The sequence below is a fragment of the Nocardiopsis oceanisediminis genome, assembly GCF_048595525.1.
In the GTDB taxonomy this organism is placed as follows: domain Bacteria; phylum Actinomycetota; class Actinomycetes; order Streptosporangiales; family Streptosporangiaceae; genus Nocardiopsis_A; species Nocardiopsis_A oceanisediminis.
The window spans coordinates 5,051,806-5,071,097 of sequence record NZ_JAFMZJ010000001.1 but is presented as its reverse complement, the minus strand read 5'-3'; the positions used below and the strand labels follow the sequence as shown (position 1 = coordinate 5,071,097).

The window sequence follows — 19,292 nt, the reverse complement described above, 5'->3', positions numbered from 1 at the left end:
CGCGGGATACCTACGATTGGCCCGACCGTCCGCCGCTGCCGTCGCAGGGGCGGTCCGTACGGCGTAGTCGGTAGGCGGGATCGGATGGCTGTGGATTCAGGTGGCGTGTCGGCCGGAGCGCGGATCGCACCGGAGGACGAGGAACTGCCGCCCCGGGTGGTCGCGCTCGGCGGGGGGCACGGCCTCTCCGCGTCGCTGCGCGCGCTGCGCCGCGTCACCACCGACGTCACGGCGGTGGTCACCGTCGCCGACGACGGGGGCTCCAGCGGCCGGCTGCGCGAGGAGTTCGGCATCCTCCCGCCGGGGGACCTGCGGATGGCGCTGGCCGCGCTCTGCGGCGACGACGAGTGGGGCCACACCTGGAGCGAGGTGATCCAGCACCGCTTCCGCAGCGACGGCGAGCTGCACGGGCACGCGGTGGGCAACCTGCTCATCGCGGCGCTGTGGCAGCTGCTCGGCGACTCGGTGGCCGGGCTGGACTGGGTGGGCCAGCTGCTCGGCGCGCACGGCCGGGTGCTGCCGATGTCCTCGGTCCCGCTGGACATCGCGGCCGAGGTGCAGGGCGCCGACCCGGCCCGCCCGGAGGAGGTCACCACGGTGCGCGGCCAGGTCGCCTGCGCCAGCACCGGCGGGCGGGTCCGGTCGATCTCGCTGCTGCCCGCCGACCCGCCGGCCTGCCCGCAGGCGGTCAAGGCGGTGCACGAGGCCGACTGGGTGGTCTTCGGCCCGGGCTCCTGGTTCACCAGCGTGCTGCCGCACCTGCTGGTGCCGGAGCTGGCCACGGCCCTGGTGGAGACGGACGCGCGCCGGGTGGTGGCGCTCAACCTGTCCCCGCAGCGCGGCGAGACCGACGGGTTCACCCCGGAGACCTACCTGAGCGTCCTGCGGGAGCACGCCCCCGGGCTGGGGGTGGACGTGGTCCTGGCCGACCGGGGCGTGGTGGACGACCCGGGCCCGCTGCGCGAGGCGGCCGGGCGGCTCGGCGGCGAGCTGGTGCTGGGCGACGTCGCGGAGGCCGAGGGGTCGGCCAAGCACGACCCGGACCGGCTCGCCGGCGTGTTCGACCGGCTTTTCCGCGGCTGATCCGGAGGCCTGTGCCAGGCTGGTGCGGTGAGCGGCGGCATCGTGCTGATGCGGGTGCGCGACGCGCTGGCGGACCCGCCGGAGCGGGGCGCGGTGTTCCTGGTGGACCGGCTGTGGCCGCGCGGGGTGCGCAAGGACGCGCTGCGCCTGGACGGCTGGCTGAGGGACGCGGCGCCCAGCACCGGTCTGCGCCGGTGGTTCGGCCACGACCCGGAGCGCTGGGCGGAGTTCGCCGAGCGGTACCGGCGGGAGCTGGAGGCCCGGCCGGAGGCGCTCCGCCCGGTGCTGGACGCCATGGCCGAGGGGCCGGTGGTGCTGCTGTACGCGGCCCGGGACACCGAGCGCAACCAGGCGGTGGTCCTGCGCGGGGTGCTGGAAGGCGCACAGGGCCGGTGACACGCGGCGGTTGGCGTGGCCGGGCGCCCCAGGGCGAGTAGTCTGCCTGTTCAGGGGAGTCGACCATCCAGGGGGAGGACCGCGACCATGGCGATGACCGGCGTGGTGAAGGACGAGTTGAGCCGGCTGACCGTTCTCAAGCCATGCTGCCGGAAGGCCGAGGTCTCCACGATCCTGCGGTTCACCGGCGGTCTGCACCTGGTGGGCGGGCGCATCGTCATCGAGGCGGAGCTGGATACCGGCGCGGCGGCGCGCCGCCTCCGCAAGGACGTCTCCGAGGTGTTCGGGCACGAGTCCGAGGTGGTCGTGCTGGCCCCGAGCGGGCTGCGCAAGGGCAACCGCTACGTGGTCCGGGTGATCAAGGACGGGGAGAGCCTGGCCCGGCAGACCGGGCTGATCGACGGCAACGGCCGCCCGGTGCGGGGCCTGCCCCGGCACGTGGTGGCGGGCGGCGCCTGCGACTCGGAGTCGGCGTGGCGGGGCGCGTTCATCGCGCACGGCTCGCTGACCGAGCCGGGACGGTCGATGTCGCTGGAGGTGACCTGCCCGGGGCCGGAGGCGGCGCTGGCGCTGGTCGGCGCGGCGCGGCGGCTCAAGGTGCACGCCAAGGCCCGGGAGGTGCGCGGGGTGGACCGGGTGGTGGTCCGCGACGGCGACTCCATCGGCGCGCTGCTCACCCTGCTCGGTGCGCACCAGAGCGTGCTGGCCTGGGAGGAGCGGCGGATGCGGCGCGAGGTCCGCGCCACCGCCAACCGGCTGGCCAACTTCGACGACGCCAACCTGCGGCGCAGCGCCCGCGCGGCGGTGGCGGCCGGCGCCCGGGTGGAGCGGGCGCTGGAGATCCTCGGCGACGAGGCCCCGGACCACCTGGTGGCGGCGGGCCGGCTGCGGCTGGCGCACAAGCAGGCGTCGCTGGAGGAGCTGGGGCAGCTCTCCTCGCCGCCGCTGACCAAGGACGCGATCGCCGGGCGGATCCGCCGGCTGCTCGCGATGGCCGATAAGCGCGCCTGTGACCTTGGTATCCCCGGCACCGAAGCCAACCTCACGCCGGACATGCTCGTTCCCTGAGTTGTGAATCCGTGTGAAGAATTCCGTATCGTTCCCGGTCAGGCCACATTCGGTTGGGAAGAAGTGTTAAGCCTCGGCGACCTCGGAAAACTTCGGCAAATGGTCTAGTCCTTTCCTCGCGAGCGGTGCGAAACTGGGCCGCGGCGCTCGGTCGGGCCGCCCTCCGGCGCGGGTCCGAACCCGCGGCCGCGGACCGGGGCGGTAAGGTCGGCCGTGCCACCCCCCGGCGCAAACATCCACTGCGACCGGCAGCTTTCCGGCGGCACCGCCGGGCGCTTCGGCTCTACCCGCGAGAACGTGAGGAGACTGGTCACCGTGACCATCCGTGTAGGCGTGAACGGTTTCGGGCGCATCGGCCGCAACTTCTGGCGCGCGGCCCAGGCCGCCGGCAGCGAGGTCGAGATCGTCGCCGTCAACGACCTCACCGACAACGCCACCCTCGCCCACCTGCTCAAGTACGACTCCGTGCTGGGCACCCTCGACGGCGACGTCGAGGTCGGCGAGGACTCCATCCGCGTCGGCAGCACCACGGTCAAGACCCTGGAGCAGCGCGACCCGGCCCAGCTCCCCTGGGGCGACCTCGGCGTCGACGTGGTCATCGAGTCCACCGGCCGCTTCACCAAGGCCGAGGACGCGGGCAAGCACCTGCAGGCCGGCGCCAAGAAGGTCGTCATCTCCGCCCCGGCCAAGGGCGAGGACCTGACCGTGGTGATGGGCGTCAACGACGACAAGTACGACGCCGCCGAGCACCACATCGTCTCCAACGCCTCCTGCACCACCAACTGCGTGGCGCCGATGGCCAAGGTGCTGCTCGACTCGTTCGGGATCCGCAAGGGCCTGATGACCACGGTGCACGCCTACACCAACGACCAGGTCATCCTGGACTTCCCGCACAAGGACCTGCGCCGCGCCCGCGCCGCCGCCGCCAACATCATCCCGACCAGCACCGGCGCCGCCAAGGCCACCGCGCTGGTCCTGCCCGAGCTCAAGGGCAAGCTCGACGGCATGGCGATGCGCGTCCCGGTGCCGGACGGCTCCGTCACCGACCTGGTCGTCGAGCTGGAGCGGGAGACCACCGCGGAGGAGGTCAACGCCGCGTTCAAGGCCGCCGCCGAGGGGCCGCTGAAGAACGTGCTGCGCTACACCGCCGACCCGATCGTCTCCTCCGACATCGTCGGCACCGCCCCGTCCTGCACCTTCGACTCCGGCCTCACGATGGCCTTCGGCAACACCGTCAAGATCGTCGGCTGGTACGACAACGAGTGGGGCTACTCCAACCGCCTCGTCGACGTGGTCAAGCTGGTCGGCGCCGGCCTGTAACCGGGCGCACCGCGCAGGGGAGGCGCCGGCCCGCGCGCGGGCCGGCGCCTCCGGACAACTGGGAGTAGGAGTACTGCATGCGGACGATCGACGACCTCGACGTCGCCGGCAGGCGGGTCTTCGTCCGGGCCGACCTCAACGTGCCGCTGGACGGCGGGCGGATCACCGACGACGGGCGGATCCGCGCCGCCCTGCCGACCATCGCCGCGCTGCGCGAGCGCGGCGCCCGGGTGGTCGTCGCCGCCCACCTGGGCCGCCCCAAGGGGAAGCCGGACCCGGCCTACACGCTGCGGCCGGTCGCCGAGCGCCTGGCCGAGCTGCTCGGCACCGAGGTGGCCTTCGCCGCCGACACCGCCGGCCCCTCCGCCCGGGAGGCCGTGCAGGGCCTGGCCGACGGCCAGGTCGCGCTGCTGGAGAACCTGCGCTTCGAGGCCGGGGAGACCAGCAAGGACGACGCCGAGCGCGGCGAGCTCGCCGACCGCCTGGCCGGCCTGGCCGACCTCTACGTCGGGGACGGCTTCGGCGCGGTGCACCGCAGGCACGCCAGCGTCTACGACCTGCCCAAGCGGCTGCCGCACGCGGTCGGCGGCCTGGTCCTGGCCGAGGTCGAGGTGCTCAAGCGGCTCACCGAGGACCCGGAGCGCCCCTACACCGTGGTGCTGGGCGGCGCCAAGGTCTCCGACAAGCTGGCGGTCATCGCCAACCTGCTCGGCACCGCCGACCGCCTGGTCATCGGCGGCGGCATGGTCTTCACCTTCCTCAAGGCCAAGGGCTACGAGGTCGGCTCCAGCCTGCTCGAGGCCGACCAGGTGGAGACCGTCCAGGGCTACCTGCGCGACGCCGAGAAGCGCGGCGTGGAGATCGTGCTCCCGGTGGACGTGGTGGCGGCCGAGGCGTTCGCCCCCGACGCCCCGCACGGGGCGGTGCCGGTGGACGCGATCCCCGCCGACCGGATGGGCCTGGACATCGGCCCCGAGTCCGCGAAGCTCTTCGCCGAGAAGGTGAAGGACAGCCGGACGGTGTTCTGGAACGGCCCGATGGGCGTCTTCGAGATGGAGCCCTACTCGCACGGCACCCGGGCGCTGGCCCGCGCCCTCACCGAGTCGGAGGCCTTCACCGTGGTGGGCGGCGGCGACTCCGCGGCCGCGGTGCGCGCCCTCGGCTTCGACGAGGCCGCGTTCGGACACATCTCCACCGGCGGCGGCGCCAGCCTGGAGTACCTGGAGGGCAAGGAGCTCCCGGGCATCGAGGCACTGCGGGACTGACCCCCGCACCTCCGCCGGGCCGGCCCTCCCCGGAGATCCGGCCCGGCGGCGACGCACCCCCCTCACAGCACCCAGCAGAACCGACCGACGAGGACGACATGGCACAGGCCGAGCGCAAGCCGCTGATCGCGGGCAACTGGAAGATGAACAAGAACCACTTCGAGGCGATCAAGCTCGTGCAGGAGGTGGCCTTCGCGCTGAAGGACGCCGACTACGACCGCGCCGAAGCGGTGGTCCTCCCGCCCTTCACCGACCTGCGCAGCGTGCAGACCCTGGTCGACGGGGACAAGCTGCGCCTGGGCTACGGCGCCCAGGACGTCTCCGCGCACGAGCAGGGCGCCTACACCGGCGAGGTGTCCGCCGCGATGCTGGCCAAGCTGGGCTGCGGGTACGTGCTGACCGGCCACTCCGAGCGGCGCGAGTACCACGCCGAGGACGACGCCCTGGTCAACGCGAAGACCAGGATCGCCTTCGCACACGGGATCACCCCGATCCTGTGCGTGGGCGAGGGCCTGGACGTGCGCAAGGGCGGAGGCCAGGTCGCCCACACCGCCGCCCAGGTCGAGGCTGGCGTGAAGGGGCTCACCGCCGAGCAGGTGGAGAAGCTGGTCATCGCCTACGAGCCGGTCTGGGCGATCGGCACCGGAGAGGTGGCCACCCCGGCCGACGCCCAGGAGGTCTGCGGGCAGGCGGTCCGGGAGAAGATCGCCGAGCTGTACTCCGCGGAGACCGCGGCCAGGACGCGCGTCCTCTACGGCGGCTCGGTCAAGCCGGACAACATCGCCGGGATCATGGCCGAGCAGGACGTGGACGGCGCCCTGGTCGGCGGGGCCAGCCTCAAGGGCGAGGACTTCGCCAAGCTGGTCCGCCTGGGCGAGTAGCCGGTGCCGCCGGGGCGGTGAGACCCGCCTCGCCCCGCTTTCCCGGGCCCCGCGGGACCCGAGTGGTGGACGGGGCGGGTTAGACTTCCCCGGAGGTTTTCTTCGCAGCATCCGCGCTCCGCGACGGTGCGCGGTAAAATCGAGCAGTGTCCCCCGGTCCCCTCCTCCGCCGGGCCCTAGGCCCAGCCGAGCGGCGAGTACGCGGTCTTGGGGTCCAAGGTCGTCAATTCCCCCTCGTCGGGGTCGAGTTACGGGTGAGCGTGTGATCCTCGGTCTGTCCATTCTCGTAATGGTCTGCAGCGTCCTTCTCCTGATGCTGGTGCTGCTGCACAAGGGCAAGGGCGGTGGTCTGTCCGACCTGTTCGGCGGCGGTGTCACCTCCTCCCTGGGCGGGTCGTCGGTGGTGGAGCGCAACCTGGACCGGCTGACGGTCGTCACCGCGCTGGTGTGGATCATCGCCATCGTCGTGCTCGGCCTGCTCATCAACCGGGGAGCGTAGTTCCGACTTCCCCCTCGCCGGGGCATGACCGCCGAAGGAGTTTTTCGTGGGTAGTGGTAGCGCCATCCGTGGCAGCCGCGTGGGCGCCGGCCCGATGGGCGAGGCCGAGCGCGGCGAGGCCGCGCCGCGCGTCCGGGTCCCGTTCTACTGCGCCAACAAGCACGAGGTCGTGCCGAGCTTCTCCAATGAGGCCGCGGTCCCCGACGAGTGGGACTGCCCGCGCTGCGGTTTCCCCGCCGGCAAGGACAAGGACAACCCGCCGTCCCCGCCGCGCACCGAGCCGTACAAGACGCACCTCGCCTACGTGAAGGAGCGGCGCAGCGCCGAGGACGGCGAGGCCATCCTCGAGGAGGCGCTGGAGAAGCTGCGCGCGCAGCGCGCCGAGGTCAGGGCGCACATGGAGGCGGCCGCCAAGGCCAAGGCCTCCTGAGGCCCCTCTGCTCCGCGGGGCGGGGCCGCCGACCGGCGGCCCCGCCCTTCGCCGTTCCCGCGCTCCCCGCGCCGGCCCGGTGCCGGGTCAGCGCTCCTCCGGGGGCGGGGTCCGGCCGCCGAGCCGCCGGGTGAGCTCGGCCGCGGCGTCGCCCACCCGGTGCGCGAGCGCCGCCGGGCTCATCGGGCGCTGCACCGGGACGGTCAGGCTGATCGCGGCGACCGGGGTGCCGTTGTGGTCGAACGAGGCCGCCGCCACCGAGGAGAACCCCTCGGTCACCTGCTCCTCCTCCAGTGAGTAGCCGCGCCTGCGCTCCTCGGACAGCAGGGTGCGCAGCTCGCCCGGGGCGGCCGGGCCGCGCCCGGTGCGGTCCGTGAAGGCGGCGGTGTCCGGGTAGAGCGCCCGCACCTGGGCCCGGGGGAGCCGGGCCAGCAGCGACCGCCCCGAGGCGGTCAGGTGCGCGGGCAGCCGCACCCCCACCCCGGTGATCAGCGTCGGCGAGTGCGGCGGCTGCTCCTTGAGCAGGTAGAGGGTGTCCCTGCCGTGCAGGATGCCCAGGTGCGCGGCGGCCCCGGTCTCCTCGGCGAGCCGGGCCAGCAGCGGGCGCGCCAGCCGCTCCAGCGGGTCGTGCCGGAGGTAGGCCGAGCCGATCTCGAACGCCGCGACGCCCAGCCCCCAGCGCCGCTCCTCCGGCAGGTGCACCACGAACCCCTCCTCGGCCATGGCCTCCAGCAGCTGGTAGAGGCTGGACCGGGGCAGCCCCAGCTCGGCCGCGAGCCCGGAGGCCGAGACCGGCCCGGACCGCCCGGCCAGGTGCCGCAGGACGCGCAGCGCTCGACTCGCCGCAGGGACGTGGGACATGCCCGCATTCTGGCACGTCGCGGAGGTGCGGCCGGGGAGCGCCCCAGGGCGATGATCTTGACGTTGCGGGGGTATCGGGGCGCCCCGATACCCCCGCAACGTCAAGATCATCGGGGGAGGGGCCGCCGGAGGGTCAGCCGTGCACTGCGCCGGGGATGCGGAGCAGGCGGGTGCTGAGGCGGCCGCAGGGGCAGCGGGTGTAGAGGAGCTGGCCGGCGGAGACGGTGTGCCGGGAGACCACCCGGTAGGCCTGGTCCTCGGGCCAGCCGCAGTCGGGGCAGCGGGCCGGGTGGAGGGTTCCGTTCCCTGTCGCTTCGGTGTCCATGGGACGAGTCTGCCGGGCGGAAACCTTTCACGTCCATCTCAACTTTTCGTCCTCCATTGTGTAGTCTCGACTACATGATCGATGTCCGCAGGCTCCAAGTGCTCCGCGCGGTGGACCGGCACGGCACCGTCACCGCCGCGGCCCGGGCCCTGCACCTGACCCCCTCGGCCGTCTCCCAGCAGGTCCGCCAGCTCGCCCGGGAGCTCGATGTGGAGCTGCTCAGTCCGGAGGGGCGCGGGATCCGGCTCACCTCCGAGGCGCATGTCCTGCTCCGGCACGCCGACGCCCTCAGCGCCGGCTGGGAGCGCGCCCTGGCCGACCTGGCCGCGCACGGCAAGGGCGAGACCGGGCGGCTGAGCCTGATCGGCTACCCGACCGCGATCGCCACCCTGATCGTTCCGGCCGCCGCCCGGATCCGCGCCGAGCGGCCCGGACTGGAGCTGGTCATCGGCCAGTTCGACGACGCCGACGTCCACGAGGAGCTGCTCGGCGGGCGCGCCGACATCGCGGTGACCGTTCCGATGGCGGGCGGGCCCCCCGTGGACGACCCCCGGTTCGAGCAGCTGCCGCTCTTCCAGGAGCCCCAGGACCTGTTCGTCCCGGCCGGCCACCCGCTCGCCGGGCAGGCCGCCGCGGAGCTCTCCGAAGCCGCCCGGGAGTCCTGGATCGAGTCCACCGACGAGTGCCACCACCGCGAGGTCGTGCGGACCGCCTGCTCGGCCGCGGGCTTCACCCCGCGCACCGAGCACCGCGCCTCCGAGTGGATCGCGGTGTTCGCGCTGATCGCGCACGGCATGGGGGTGACCCTGGGGCCGCGCCTGCTGCAGCTGCCCGGCGACGGGCGGGTGGTGCGCGTCCCGCTGAAGGGCGAGGTCACCCCGGTGCGCAGCGTCTTCGCCTCGGTCCGGCGGGGCAGCGCGCACCGGCCCGCGGTCGCCCACGGGCTGGACGGGCTGCGCCGGGTCGCGGCGGAGCTCAGCGCCTCCCTGGAGCCCGCCGTCTGAGATCTCGGACGGAACGGGCGCGGCGGGGCTCCCGCCCGGCCGCCCGGGGGCGTGGAATGGGTCCATGTCGACCTCTACTGACACGACCGCCGCCGAGGTGCGGATCGGCCCCTCCGGGCTGAGCGCCGCCGACGTGATCGCCGTGGCCCGCGACGGGGCCCCGGTGCGGCTCACCGACGACACCCGCAAGGCCCTGGCCGCCGGCCGGGAGCGGGTCCGCACCCTGGCCGAGGGGGACACCCCCGCCTACGGGGTGAGCACCGGCTTCGGCGCCCTGGCCACCCGGCACATCGCTCCGGAGCTGCGCGCCCGGCTGCAGCGCTCGCTGGTCCGCTCGCACGCCGCCGGGGCCGGCCCCGAGGTGGAGCGGGAGGTGGTGCGCGCCCTCATGCTGCTCCGGCTGCGCACCCTGGCCTCCGGCGGCACCGGCGTCGAGCCGGCCACCGCCGAGGCGCTCGCCGGGATGCTCAACGCCGGCATCACCCCGGTGGTGCACGAGTTCGGCAGCCTCGGCTGCTCCGGCGACCTCGCCCCGCTCTCGCACGTCGCCCTCGCGCTGATGGGCGAGGGGACGGTGCGCGACGCCGCCGGCGGGCTCCGCGCCGCCGAGGAGGCGCTGCGCGCCGCCGGCCTGGCCCCGGTCGAACTGGGCGCCAAGGAGGGCCTGGCCCTCATCAACGGCACCGACGGCATGCTCGGCATGCTCCTGCTCGCCTGCCACGACCTGGAGCGGCTGCTCACCACCGCCGACATCGCGGCCGCGATGAGCGTGGAGGCGCTGCTCGGCACCGACCGGGTGTTCGCCGCCGACCTGCAGGGGCTCCGCCCGCACCCGGGCCAGGCCCGCTCCGCGGCCAACATGCGCGCGCTGCTCGCCGGCTCCCCGATCGTCGCCTCGCACCGCGGCCCGGACTGCACCAGGGTGCAGGACGCCTACTCGCTGCGGTGCGCCCCGCAGGTGGCCGGCGCCGCCCGGGACACCCTGGCGCACGCCCTCGCCGTCGCCGAGCGGGAGCTGGCCGCCGTCATCGACAACCCGGTGGTCACCGAGGACGGCCGGGTCGAGTCCAACGGCAACTTCCACGGCGCCCCGGTCGGATACGTGCTGGACTTCCTCGCCATCGCGGCGGCCGACGTGGCCTCCATCTCCGAGCGGCGCACCGACCGGATGCTCGACGTGGCCCGCTCGCACGGGCTGCCCGCCTTCCTCGCCGACGACCCGGGCGTGGACTCCGGGCACATGATCGCCCAGTACACCCAGGCCGGCCTGGTCTCGGAGATGAAGCGGCTGGCCGTGCCCGCCAGCGTCGACTCCATCCCCAGCTCCGCCATGCAGGAGGACCACGTCTCGATGGGCTGGTCGGCCGCGCGCAAGCTGCGCCGGTCGGTGGCGGCCCTCACCGACGTCCTCGCCGTCGAGCTGCTCACCGCCGCCCGCGCCCTGGACCTGCGCGCCCCGCTGGCCCCCGCGCCCGCCACCGGCGCCGTGCGCGACCTGCTGCGCACCAGGGTCCCCGGCCCCGGCCCCGACCGCTACCTCGCCCCGGAGATCGCCGAGGTCTCCGCGCTCGTCGCGGACGGCTCCGTGCCGGCCGCCGCGGGCACCGCCGCCGAACTGCACTGACCCCAGCCCGCGAGGGCACGACCGAAACGAGGGCAGAGATGACCGACCGACCGAGCGGCGCCCGGACCGTCCGCGCCCCCCGCGGCACCGAGCGGACCGCCAAGGGGTGGCAGCAGGAGGCCGCCCTGCGGATGCTGCACAACAACCTCGACCCCGAGGTGGCCGAGCACCCGGACGAGCTCGTCGTCTACGGCGGCACCGGCAAGGCGGCGCGGGACTGGCGCAGCTTCGACCGGATCGCCGCCACCCTGCGCGACCTGGAGGGCGACGAGACCCTGCTGGTCCAGTCCGGCCGCCCGGTCGGCGTGATGCGCACCCACGAGTGGGCGCCGCGGGTGCTCATCGCCAACAGCAACCTGGTCGGCGACTGGGCCAACTGGGAGGAGTTCCGCCGCCTGGAGGCGCTGGGCCTGACCATGTACGGCCAGATGACCGCCGGGTCCTGGATCTACATCGGCACCCAGGGCATCCTGCAGGGCACCTACGAGACCTTCGGTGCGGTCGCGGCCAAGCACGGCGGCACCCTGGAGGGCACCATCACCCTCACCGCCGGCCTGGGCGGGATGGGCGGCGCCCAGCCGCTGGCCGTCACGATGAACGGCGGCGTCGCCATCGTGGTGGAGTGCGACGCCAGCCGGATCGACCGCCGCATCGAGCACCGCTACCTGGACGCCAGGGCGGAGAGCATCGACGAGGCGCTGCGGCTGGCCGCGGAGGCCCGCGACGCGCGCCGCCCGCTCTCCATCGGCCTGCTGGGCAACGCCGCCGAGGTGCTGCCCGAGCTGCTCCGCCGCGGCGCCCCGATCGACATCGTCACCGACCAGACCTCCGCCCACGACCCGCTGGCCTACCTGCCGGCCGGGGTGGCCTTCGAGGACTGGAAGGACTACGCCGCCGCCAAGCCGGAGGAGTTCACCCGGCGCGCCCGGGAGTCGATGGCCGCCCACGTCGAGGCGATGGTCGGGTTCATGGACGCCGGCGCGGAGGTGTTCGACTACGGCAACTCCATCCGCGGCGAGGCCAAGACCGCCGGGTTCGAGCGCGCCTTCGACTTCCCCGGCTTCGTCCCGGCCTACATCCGCCCGCTGTTCTGCGAGGGCAAGGGCCCGTTCCGGTGGGCGGCGCTCTCCGGCGACCCGGCCGACATCGCCCGCACCGACCGGGCGGTCATGGACCTCTTCCCGGAGAACGAGCACCTGAACCGGTGGATCCGGATGGCCGGGGAGAAGGTCGCCTACCAGGGCCTGCCGGCCCGGATCTGCTGGCTGGGCCAGGGCGAGCGGGCCGCCGCCGGCGAGCGCTTCAACGAGCTGGTCGCCTCCGGCGAGGTCGGCGCCCCGCTGGCGATCGGCCGCGACCACCTGGACACCGGCTCGGTCGCCTCCCCCTACCGGGAGACCGAGGCGATGCGCGACGGCTCGGACGCCATCGCCGACTGGCCGCTGCTCAACGCCCTGGTCAACACGGCCTCCGGCGCGTCCTGGGTCTCCATCCACCACGGCGGCGGCGTCGGCATGGGCCGCTCGCTCCACGCCGGCCAGGTCAGCGTGGCCGACGGCACCGAGCTGGCCGCGCAGAAGCTGCGCCGGGTGCTCACCAACGACCCCGGGATGGGCGTCATCCGGCACGTGGACGCCGGCTACCCCGAGGCCGAGGCGGTCGCCGAGCGCGAAGGCCTGCGGATCCCGATGCGCGAGGGGGACGCCGCGCGATGAGCGACGGCTTCGACCGGCTCTGGGCCGACCTGGAACCGATCGGCCGCCACCCGGGCACCGGCGGCTACCGGCGCTACACCTTCGGCGCCGCCGACGCGGAGCTGCGGTCCTGGTTCGCCGGGGCCGCGGCCGCCCGCGGCCTGGACGTGGAGACCGACGGCAACGGCAACATGTGGGCCTGGTGGGGCGGGCCCGGTCCGGGCGCCGTGGTCACCGGCTCCCACCTGGACTCGGTGCCCGACGGCGGCGCGTTCGACGGCCCGCTGGGCGTGGTGAGCGCCCTGGAGGCCGTGGCCGAGCTGCGCCGCCGCGGGTTCGCCCCGGCCCGCCCGGTGGCGGTCGCGGTCTTCGCCGAGGAGGAGGGCGCCCGGTTCGGCGTCCCCTGCCTCGGCAGCAGGCTGCTGACCGGCGCCATCGCCCCGGAGCGGGCCGCAGCGCTCACCGACGCCGACGGCACCGCCTGGGCGGACGCCATGGCCGCCGCCGGGTTCGACCCGGCCGGCCTGGGGCCCGACCCCGAGCGGCTGGGCCGGATCGGGGCTTTCGTCGAACTCCACGTGGAGCAGGGGCGGGCGCTGGCCGACACCGGCGACGCCGTCGGCGCGGCCCGGTCCATCTGGCCGCACGGCCGGTGGCGGCTGGAGTTCACCGGGCGGGCCGACCACGCCGGGACCACCCGGCTCGCCGACCGGCGCGACCCGATGCTGCCGTTCGCCCGCACCGTGCTGGCCGCGCGGGAGCGCGCGGCGGAGAGCGGCGCGGTGGCGACGGTGGGCCGGGTCCGGGTGGAGCCGAACGGCACCAACGCGATCCCGTCCCGGGTGACGGCGTGGCTGGACGCCCGGGCGCCCGGCGCGGCGGAGCTGGGCGCGGTCGTCGCGGGCGTCACCGCCGAGGCTCGCGCCGCGGCGGCCGAGCACGGGGTGCGCCTGGCCGAGGAGCAGGAGTCCGACTCCCCGCTGGTGGAGTTCTCCACCGGGCTGCGCGACCGGGTCGCCGCGGCGGCCGGCGGAGCCGGAGGCCCGGTCCCGGTGCTGCCCACCGGGGCCGGCCACGACGCCGGCGTGCTGGCCGCGGAGGTGCCGACCGCGATGCTCTTCGTCCGGAACCCGACCGGCGTCTCGCACTCGCCCGAGGAGCGCGCCGACCGGGCCGACTGCCACGCCGGCGTCACCGCCCTCGCCGACGTCCTGCAGGACCTCGCCGGCGAGGGCGAGTGAGAGCAGAACGCGGTCGCCGGTCCTGCCCGGTTCGCCTGGTCCGCCTGGTTCACCGGGCGGGCCGGGCGGACCAGACGGCCGGGCGTGGCGTCTCGCGGGGTCGAGGTTCAGGCCGGCGGCGACGGCGGGGAGCGGGACCGGCCGGTCGGTCAGGCGCGGCGCCCCACGGAGTGCAGGTTCAGACCGGCACCAACGGCCAAGGAAGGGGCGAGACGCAGGCACCGGCCGAGCGCGGCGCCCCACGGGGTCGAGGTTCAGACGAGCAGCGAAGGCAGGGAGCGGGACCGGCCAGTCGGTCAGGCGCGGCACCCCATGAGGCCATGGCGCAAGCAGGCAGCGACGGCAGAGGAGGGGCCGAGGTGCGGGCGTCTCACCCGGGCGCGGCGCCTCACGGGGCCGGGGTTCAAGCAGGCAGCGAAGGCGGGAGTGGGTTCGGGGCGGCAGGTCACTGCTCCGGCCTGCACTTCCAGCGGCAGAGGGCAAAGTCAGGAGAAGGGGTCGGGTCGGCCCCGGCGGCAAGAGGGAGGCGTGTCCTATATGTCGGGTTGTCGGCGGGGGGTGGGCGGCGCGGCGCGGCCTGCGCACCTCGGCGGCGGCCCAGATGACGTCTACCAGCGAGTAGTAACCCCTGGGGCCTGCCCTGCCCCCGAATCGCTCACACACAGTGACGAAGTGAGGTCTTTGGGAGGGAGTGAGCGCGACATTTCGCCCCCTCGCCGCCCCTTTCCTGTTTCCGGAGCCTCCTTCTCTGCTTTCCGGTCTGCTCGAATGCCCGATCGCCGCCCCGATCGGGGCCGTTCGGGGCTCTGGCAGGCCGATCCGCCCCGGGATGCGCGCCCAGGAATCACCGGGGTGCTCTCGCGGTGTGCAGGGCGCTCCTCCTCGACTTCACTGTCCGTGTTTGCCCAGGTCAACGGGATTCGGGTGGCCCGTCTCGGTGCCGGGATCGCGCGGGCGCGGCGCCCCCATCGCCCCTGCCCGCCCCGCCGCACCCGACTCGCTGCCCCGACTCACTCGTGCCTTCACTGCCTGCTTGAACCCCGGCCCCGTGAGGCGCCGCGCCTGACCGACCAGCCGGTCCCGCTCCCTGCCGTCGCCGCTCGTCTGAACCTTGACCCCGTGGGGTGCCGCGCTCGGCCGACGCCCGCACCCCGGCCCCTCCTCTGCCGTCGCTGCCTGCTTGAGCCATGGCCTCATGGGGCGCCGCGCCTGACCGACCAGCCGGTCCCGCTCCCTGCCGTCGCCGCCGGCCTGAACCTCGACCCCGTGGGGCGCCGCGCTCGGCTGGTGCCTGCGTCTCGCCCCTTCCTTGGCCGTTGGTGTCGGTCTGAACCTGCACTCCGTGGGGCGCCGCGCCTGACCGACCGGCCGGTCCCGCTCCCCGCCGTCGCCGCCGGCCTGAACCTCGACCCCGCGAGGCACCGCACCCGGCCGGCACCCGCGCCCTGTCCGTCGTCGCCTCCGCGGTCGTCGCCGTGCGGAGCCGACTGCATACTCGACAGTCCGTCAACAGACGAGCAGTGGAGGAGCCCGTAGTGCCGGACCGCGAACCGACCCTGTACTGGTGCGAGTGGGCGATGGCCGCCCCCGAGTCCGACTCCGTCGATCCGCCGTCGGCCGCGGCCGCGGCGCCCGGTGTGCTGCTGGAGGTCGCCGGCGGCAGGATCGCGTCGGTGCGCGCCGGAACCGAGCCGCCGCCGGGCGCCGAGCGCCTGCCCGGCCTGGTGCTGTACGGCTTCGCCAACGCCCACTCGCACGCCTTCCACCGGGCGCTGCGCGGCCGGACCGGGGAGTACGGAGGGTCGTTCTGGAGCTGGCGGCGGCTGATGTACGCCGCGGCGGAGCGGCTCACCCCCGACTCCTACCGGGAGCTGGCCGCGGCGGTGTACGCGGAGATGGCGCTGGCCGGGGTGACCTGCGTGGGGGAGTTCCACTACCTGCACCACGCCCCCGGCGGCAGGCGCTACGCCGACCCGAACGCGATGGGCGCCGCGCTCGCCGCCGCCGCGGCCGACGCCGGGATCCGGATCACCCTGCTGGACACCCTCTACCTCTCCGGCGGGCTGGGCTCCGACGGCCGGCACACCCCGCCCGAAGGCGTCCAGCTCCGCTTCGCCGACGCCGACCTGGACGCCTGGGCGGACCGGGCGGCCTCCTTCCGCCCGGAGGGCGGCCACGCGCTGGCGGGCGCCGCCGCGCACTCGGTGCGCGCGGTCCCCGCCGACGCGCTGGCCGGCTTCGCCGATCTGCACCGGGAGAACGGCACCGGGTGGCCCTCCCCGCACATCCACCTCTCCGAGCAGCCCGCGGAGAACGAGGCGTGCCGGGCGGCCTACGGGCGCACCCCCACCGCGCACCTGGCCGAGGCGGGCCTCTTCACCGGCGTGCACCCGGTACTGGTGCACGCCACCCACCTGGACCCGTCCGACGTGCGGCTGCTCCGAGAGCGGCGGGCCGACATCTGCCTCTGCCCCACCACCGAGCGCGACCTCGCCGACGGCCTGCCCCCGCTGGCCGAGCTCGGCACGGACCGGGTGACCCTGTCCCTGGGCAGCGACGGCCACTCCACCATCGACATGCTGGCCGAGGCGCGCGCGGCGGAGATGCACGAGCGGTTGCGCACCGGCCGCCGCGGGACGGTCCCCGCGCTCATGCTCCTGGACGCCCTGCACGAGAACGGCCACGCCGGGGCCCTCGGCTGGCACGACGCCGGCTGGATCGGCGAGGGGAACCGCGCCGACCTGGTCGTGCTCGACCTGGACGGGGCCCGGACGGCCGGCTTCGATCCGGCGCAGGCCGCCGAGGCGGCGGTCTTCGCGGCGACCGGCGCCGAGGTGCGGCACGTCATGGCCGACGGCCGCTGGATCGTCCGGGACCGGGTGCACACCGCGATGCCGGACGCCCCCGCCCGCCTGGACGCCGCGATCAGAGGGCTCCTCGGGTGAGCGCCCGTGGCCCCGGGGCGGCGGTCTCCGACCGTCCCGTGCCGCCGCAGAACCGGGCGGACCGCCGCACGGCCGTCCCGTCTGCCCCACCTGCCCCACCCGTCCCGGCAGGCACGGGCGGCCCCGCTGGCACGGCGGCGGGACCGCCCGTGCCGGCGGGGCCGCCCGCGTCCGCGCCGACCGGCGGCACGGCCTGCGCCGGAGTAGGCCGAACAGCCCGTACCCGGCCCCGAATGCGGCCGGAACGAACCGACAGGGAAAGAGAGACCGATGAACCAGAGCGAACCCCGGACCGTCCTCATCGACCGGATCGGAGTGCTCGCCACCAACGATCCCGAGCTCGGGGAGGGGCCCACCGGTGAGATCGCCGACGCCGCGCTGGTGATCGAGGACGGGCGGGTCGCGTGGGCCGGCCCGGCCGACCGGGCGCCCGCCGCCGACGCGCGGGTGGACGCCGCCGGGCGCTGCGCGGTCCCCGGCTTCGTGGACAGCCACTCGCACATCGTCTTCGCCGGCGACCGCAGCCGCGAGTTCGGCGCCCGGATGAGCGGGCGGCCCTACGAAGCCGGAGGCATCCGCACCACCGTCGCCGCCACCCGGGCCGCCTCCGAGGCCGACCTGGTGGACAACGCCGTCCGGCTGCTCCAGGAGGCGCGGGCGCAGGGCACCACCACCCTGGAGGTCAAGTCCGGGTACGGGCTGAGCACCGCCGACGAGGAGCGCTCGCTGCGGGTGGCCGCCCGGGTCACCGACGAGGTCACCTTCCTCGGCGCGCACGTCGTGCCGCCGGAGTACGCCGACGACCCGCAGGGCTACGTCGACCTGGTCACCGGCGAGATGCTGGAGGCCTGCGCGCCGCACGCCCGCTGGATCGACGTGTTCTGCGAGCGCGGCGCGTTCGACGAGGAGGCCTCCCGGCGGGTGCTGCGCGCCGGCGCCGACAAGGGCCTGCTGCCCCGGGTGCACGGCAACCAGCTGGGCACCGGCCCCGGGGTGCGGCTGGCCGTCGAGGTCGGCGCCGCCTCGGTGGACCACTGCACCCACCTGGCCGCCGAGGACGTCGACGCGCTGGCGCAGGCCCCGGAGACGGTCGCCACCCTGCTGCCCGGCGTGGACTTCTCCACCCGCCAGCCCTACCCCGACGCGCGGGCGCTGCTGGACGCCGGGGCCACCGTCGCCCTGGCCGGCGACTGCAACCCGGGCTCCTGCTTCACCTCCAGCATCGCGTTCTGCATCGCGCTGGCGGTGCGGGAGATGAGGATGACCCCGGAGGAGGCGCTGTGGGCGGCCACCGCGGGCGGCGCCCGCGCGCTGCGCCGCACCGACGTCGGCCACCTGGCCCCCGGGGCCCGCGCCGACCTGGTGCTGCTGGACGCGCCCAACCCGATCTACCTGGCCTACCGGCCCGGAGTGCCGATGGTGCAGGCGGTGTGGAAGGACGGCCACCGGGTGCACGGCGGGGATCTCACCCGGGGTTGACCCGGGCGTAGCGCCCCGGAAACCTTCCCCGCCCAGACTCGGCTGCGAACGGCGGGAGAGACCGCGCGGAGCGATCGGGAGGGGAGGGGCCATGGCGCTGTGGCGCATCCGGACACCGGTGGAGGACCGGCCGGGCCGACTGGCCGGGCTCGTCGGGGCGATGGCCGCCGAGGGCGCGGACATCGTCGCACTGACCATCCACACCGACGCCTCCGGTGCCGTCGACGAGTTCGTCGCCGACGTGCCGGGCGACCCGGAGCGGCTGCGCCGGGCGGTCGCCGAGCAGGCCGGGGGCGGCGGGGTGCTGGCGGTCCCGGCCCGGCCGCGCGAGGTCGGCGACGACGCGACCCGGGCGCTGCTGCTCACCGCACGGCTGCGCAGCGCGCCCAACCGGCTCCCCGAGGCGCTGGCCGAGCTGCTCCGCGCGGACGAGGCGCGGTGGGCCAACCCGACGCTCCCCGGGCCCGGCCCAGGGGAGGCCGACACCCTGCTGGTGCCGGTGGGCCCGCTGCGCGCGGTCCGGGTGCACCGGCCGGGCCGGCCCTTCACCTGGACCGAGTCGGCTCGGGCCGACGCCCTGGTCAGATCGGTGCTGCCGGCGACGGGCCCCGCCCCCACCGAGGGCGTGCTGGAGACCGCGGGCGGGGACCGGCTGCACCTGTCCCAGGTGGGCGCGGGCGACGCGGACGCGGTCCGCCGGCTGCACGCGCGCTGCTCGGCGGAGACCAGGCGCCGCCGCTACCTGTCCTCGGTGGCCGAGCCGGGGGCACGGATGCTCCAGGTCTTCTGCGACCCCGAGCGCGGCCTGACCGTGGCCGCCCGCCCGGAGGGGGAGGACGAGCCGGTCGCGCTGGCCCACCTCATGTACACCCTGGACCCCGGCGTCGGGGAGATGGCCTTCCTGGTGGAGGACTCCTGGCAGGGCAGGGGGGTGGGGGCCGCGCTGGCGGACGCGGTCGCCGCGACCGCCGCCGACTGGGGTCTGGCGGAGGTCCGCGCGGAGACCGCCGCAGAGAACCGCGCCATGCTGCGGATCGTGCACCGGATGGGGGCGGCCGTGGGCCGGCCCGAGGCCGGCGCGGTCCAGGCCCGGGTGCCGCTGGCCGGCCGCGCGCCGGCCGCGCCCCGGGGGCGGCTGACGGCGCTGATGACCCGCCCCGGGGCCGCCGGGCGGTGA

Annotated in this window: 17 protein-coding genes; 15 read left to right on the top strand and 2 right to left on the bottom strand. The window is 75.3% G+C overall.

Annotated elements, in window-relative coordinates; all coding sequences use genetic code 11:
• The first annotated feature begins 156 nt into the window (after positions 1-156).
• The 8 genes from J0910_RS22190 to J0910_RS22155 all read left to right on the top strand — a co-directional run bounded on the left by J0910_RS22190 (position 157) and on the right by J0910_RS22155 (position 6,942).
• The gene (locus J0910_RS22190; RefSeq protein WP_420162055.1) at positions 157-1,083 is read left to right on the top strand and encodes a gluconeogenesis factor YvcK family protein; all 927 of its coding nucleotides are present in this window, start codon (positions 157-159) and stop codon (positions 1,081-1,083) included.
• 48 nt (positions 1,084-1,131) lie between these two features.
• Positions 1,132-1,479 (top strand): DUF488 domain-containing protein, encoded by a 348-nt coding sequence (locus J0910_RS22185; RefSeq protein ID WP_420162054.1) that lies wholly within the window; start codon positions 1,132-1,134, stop codon positions 1,477-1,479.
• An 87-nt stretch (positions 1,480-1,566) separates the two neighbouring features.
• Positions 1,567-2,547, top strand: a complete 981-nt coding sequence (gene whiA, locus J0910_RS22180) for a DNA-binding protein WhiA (protein WP_184391537.1) — start codon at positions 1,567-1,569, stop codon at positions 2,545-2,547.
• Between the two features lie 315 nt (positions 2,548-2,862).
• Positions 2,863-3,867 carry a type I glyceraldehyde-3-phosphate dehydrogenase gene (gene gap / locus J0910_RS22175; protein ID WP_420160469.1) on the top strand — a complete coding sequence of 335 codons (1,005 nt, stop codon included), beginning with the start codon at positions 2,863-2,865 and terminating at the stop codon, positions 3,865-3,867.
• A 77-nt stretch (positions 3,868-3,944) separates the two neighbouring features.
• On the top strand, positions 3,945-5,132 hold the full coding sequence (locus J0910_RS22170) for a phosphoglycerate kinase (RefSeq protein ID WP_420160468.1): 1,188 nt from the start codon (positions 3,945-3,947) through the stop codon (positions 5,130-5,132).
• Positions 5,133-5,230: 98 nt separating this feature from the next.
• A complete protein-coding gene (gene tpiA / locus J0910_RS22165; RefSeq protein ID WP_420160467.1) occupies positions 5,231-6,013 on the top strand; it encodes a triose-phosphate isomerase in 783 nt (260 codons plus the stop codon).
• 262 nt (positions 6,014-6,275) lie between these two features.
• Positions 6,276-6,512: a preprotein translocase subunit SecG gene (gene secG, locus J0910_RS22160; RefSeq protein WP_026120386.1), complete on the top strand. Its 237-nt coding sequence runs from the start codon at positions 6,276-6,278 to the stop codon at positions 6,510-6,512.
• 46 nt (positions 6,513-6,558) lie between these two features.
• A complete protein-coding gene (locus J0910_RS22155) occupies positions 6,559-6,942 on the top strand; it encodes an RNA polymerase-binding protein RbpA (protein ID WP_420160466.1) in 384 nt (127 codons plus the stop codon).
• An 87-nt stretch (positions 6,943-7,029) separates the two neighbouring features.
• Here J0910_RS22155 and J0910_RS22150 read toward each other — a convergent pair whose 3' ends face one another.
• Both J0910_RS22150 and J0910_RS22145 read right to left on the bottom strand, forming a co-directional pair.
• Positions 7,030-7,803 (bottom strand): IclR family transcriptional regulator, encoded by a 774-nt coding sequence (locus J0910_RS22150; RefSeq protein WP_420160465.1) that lies wholly within the window; start codon positions 7,801-7,803, stop codon positions 7,030-7,032.
• Positions 7,804-7,936: 133 nt separating this feature from the next.
• A complete protein-coding gene (locus J0910_RS22145) occupies positions 7,937-8,128 on the bottom strand; it encodes a hypothetical protein (RefSeq protein WP_420160464.1) in 192 nt (63 codons plus the stop codon).
• Positions 8,129-8,202: 74 nt separating this feature from the next.
• On the opposite strand from J0910_RS22145, the gene J0910_RS22140 reads away from it, so the two are divergent.
• The 7 genes from J0910_RS22140 to J0910_RS22110 all read left to right on the top strand — a co-directional run bounded on the left by J0910_RS22140 (position 8,203) and on the right by J0910_RS22110 (position 19,292).
• The gene (locus J0910_RS22140) at positions 8,203-9,132 is read left to right on the top strand and encodes a LysR family transcriptional regulator (RefSeq protein ID WP_420160463.1); all 930 of its coding nucleotides are present in this window, start codon (positions 8,203-8,205) and stop codon (positions 9,130-9,132) included.
• Between the two features lie 64 nt (positions 9,133-9,196).
• Positions 9,197-10,756, top strand: a complete 1,560-nt coding sequence (hutH, locus tag J0910_RS22135; RefSeq protein WP_420160462.1) for a histidine ammonia-lyase — start codon at positions 9,197-9,199, stop codon at positions 10,754-10,756.
• A gap of 38 nt (positions 10,757-10,794) precedes the next feature.
• Positions 10,795-12,471 (top strand): urocanate hydratase, encoded by a 1,677-nt coding sequence (gene hutU / locus J0910_RS22130; RefSeq protein WP_420160461.1) that lies wholly within the window; start codon positions 10,795-10,797, stop codon positions 12,469-12,471.
• The gene (locus tag J0910_RS22125) at positions 12,468-13,691 is read left to right on the top strand and encodes an allantoate amidohydrolase (RefSeq protein WP_420160460.1); all 1,224 of its coding nucleotides are present in this window, start codon (positions 12,468-12,470) and stop codon (positions 13,689-13,691) included. The genes hutU and J0910_RS22125 overlap by 4 nt, the downstream gene beginning before the upstream one ends.
• A gap of 1,577 nt (positions 13,692-15,268) precedes the next feature.
• On the top strand, positions 15,269-16,636 hold the full coding sequence (locus tag J0910_RS22120) for a formimidoylglutamate deiminase (RefSeq protein ID WP_420162053.1): 1,368 nt from the start codon (positions 15,269-15,271) through the stop codon (positions 16,634-16,636).
• 270 nt (positions 16,637-16,906) lie between these two features.
• Positions 16,907-18,115 carry an imidazolonepropionase gene (hutI, locus tag J0910_RS22115; RefSeq protein ID WP_420160459.1) on the top strand — a complete coding sequence of 403 codons (1,209 nt, stop codon included), beginning with the start codon at positions 16,907-16,909 and terminating at the stop codon, positions 18,113-18,115.
• Between the two features lie 91 nt (positions 18,116-18,206).
• The gene (locus J0910_RS22110; RefSeq protein ID WP_420160458.1) at positions 18,207-19,292 is read left to right on the top strand and encodes a GNAT family N-acetyltransferase; all 1,086 of its coding nucleotides are present in this window, start codon (positions 18,207-18,209) and stop codon (positions 19,290-19,292) included.

What these genes read in the sequence shown, in the direction of transcription:
- J0910_RS22185 (WP_420162054.1), top strand. Translation starts at nt 1,132, where the DNA reads ATGCGGGTGCGCGACGCGCTGGCGGACCCGCCGGAGCGGGGCGCGGTG.
- whiA (WP_184391537.1), top strand. Translation starts at nt 1,567, where the DNA reads ATGGCGATGACCGGCGTGGTGAAGGACGAGTTGAGCCGGCTGACCGTT.
- J0910_RS22170 (WP_420160468.1), top strand. Translation starts at nt 3,945, where the DNA reads ATGCGGACGATCGACGACCTCGACGTCGCCGGCAGGCGGGTCTTCGTC.
- tpiA (WP_420160467.1), top strand. Translation starts at nt 5,231, where the DNA reads ATGGCACAGGCCGAGCGCAAGCCGCTGATCGCGGGCAACTGGAAGATG.
- J0910_RS22150 (WP_420160465.1), bottom strand. Translation starts at nt 7,803, where the DNA reads ATGTCCCACGTCCCTGCGGCGAGTCGAGCGCTGCGCGTCCTGCGGCAC.
- J0910_RS22145 (WP_420160464.1), bottom strand. Translation starts at nt 8,128, where the DNA reads ATGGACACCGAAGCGACAGGGAACGGAACCCTCCACCCGGCCCGCTGC.
- J0910_RS22140 (WP_420160463.1), top strand. Translation starts at nt 8,203, where the DNA reads ATGATCGATGTCCGCAGGCTCCAAGTGCTCCGCGCGGTGGACCGGCAC.
- hutH (WP_420160462.1), top strand. Translation starts at nt 9,197, where the DNA reads ATGTCGACCTCTACTGACACGACCGCCGCCGAGGTGCGGATCGGCCCC.
- hutU (WP_420160461.1), top strand. Translation starts at nt 10,795, where the DNA reads ATGACCGACCGACCGAGCGGCGCCCGGACCGTCCGCGCCCCCCGCGGC.
- J0910_RS22125 (WP_420160460.1), top strand. Translation starts at nt 12,468, where the DNA reads ATGAGCGACGGCTTCGACCGGCTCTGGGCCGACCTGGAACCGATCGGC.
- J0910_RS22120 (WP_420162053.1), top strand. Translation starts at nt 15,269, where the DNA reads ATGGCCGCCCCCGAGTCCGACTCCGTCGATCCGCCGTCGGCCGCGGCC.
- hutI (WP_420160459.1), top strand. Translation starts at nt 16,907, where the DNA reads ATGAACCAGAGCGAACCCCGGACCGTCCTCATCGACCGGATCGGAGTG.
- J0910_RS22110 (WP_420160458.1), top strand. Translation starts at nt 18,207, where the DNA reads ATGGCGCTGTGGCGCATCCGGACACCGGTGGAGGACCGGCCGGGCCGA.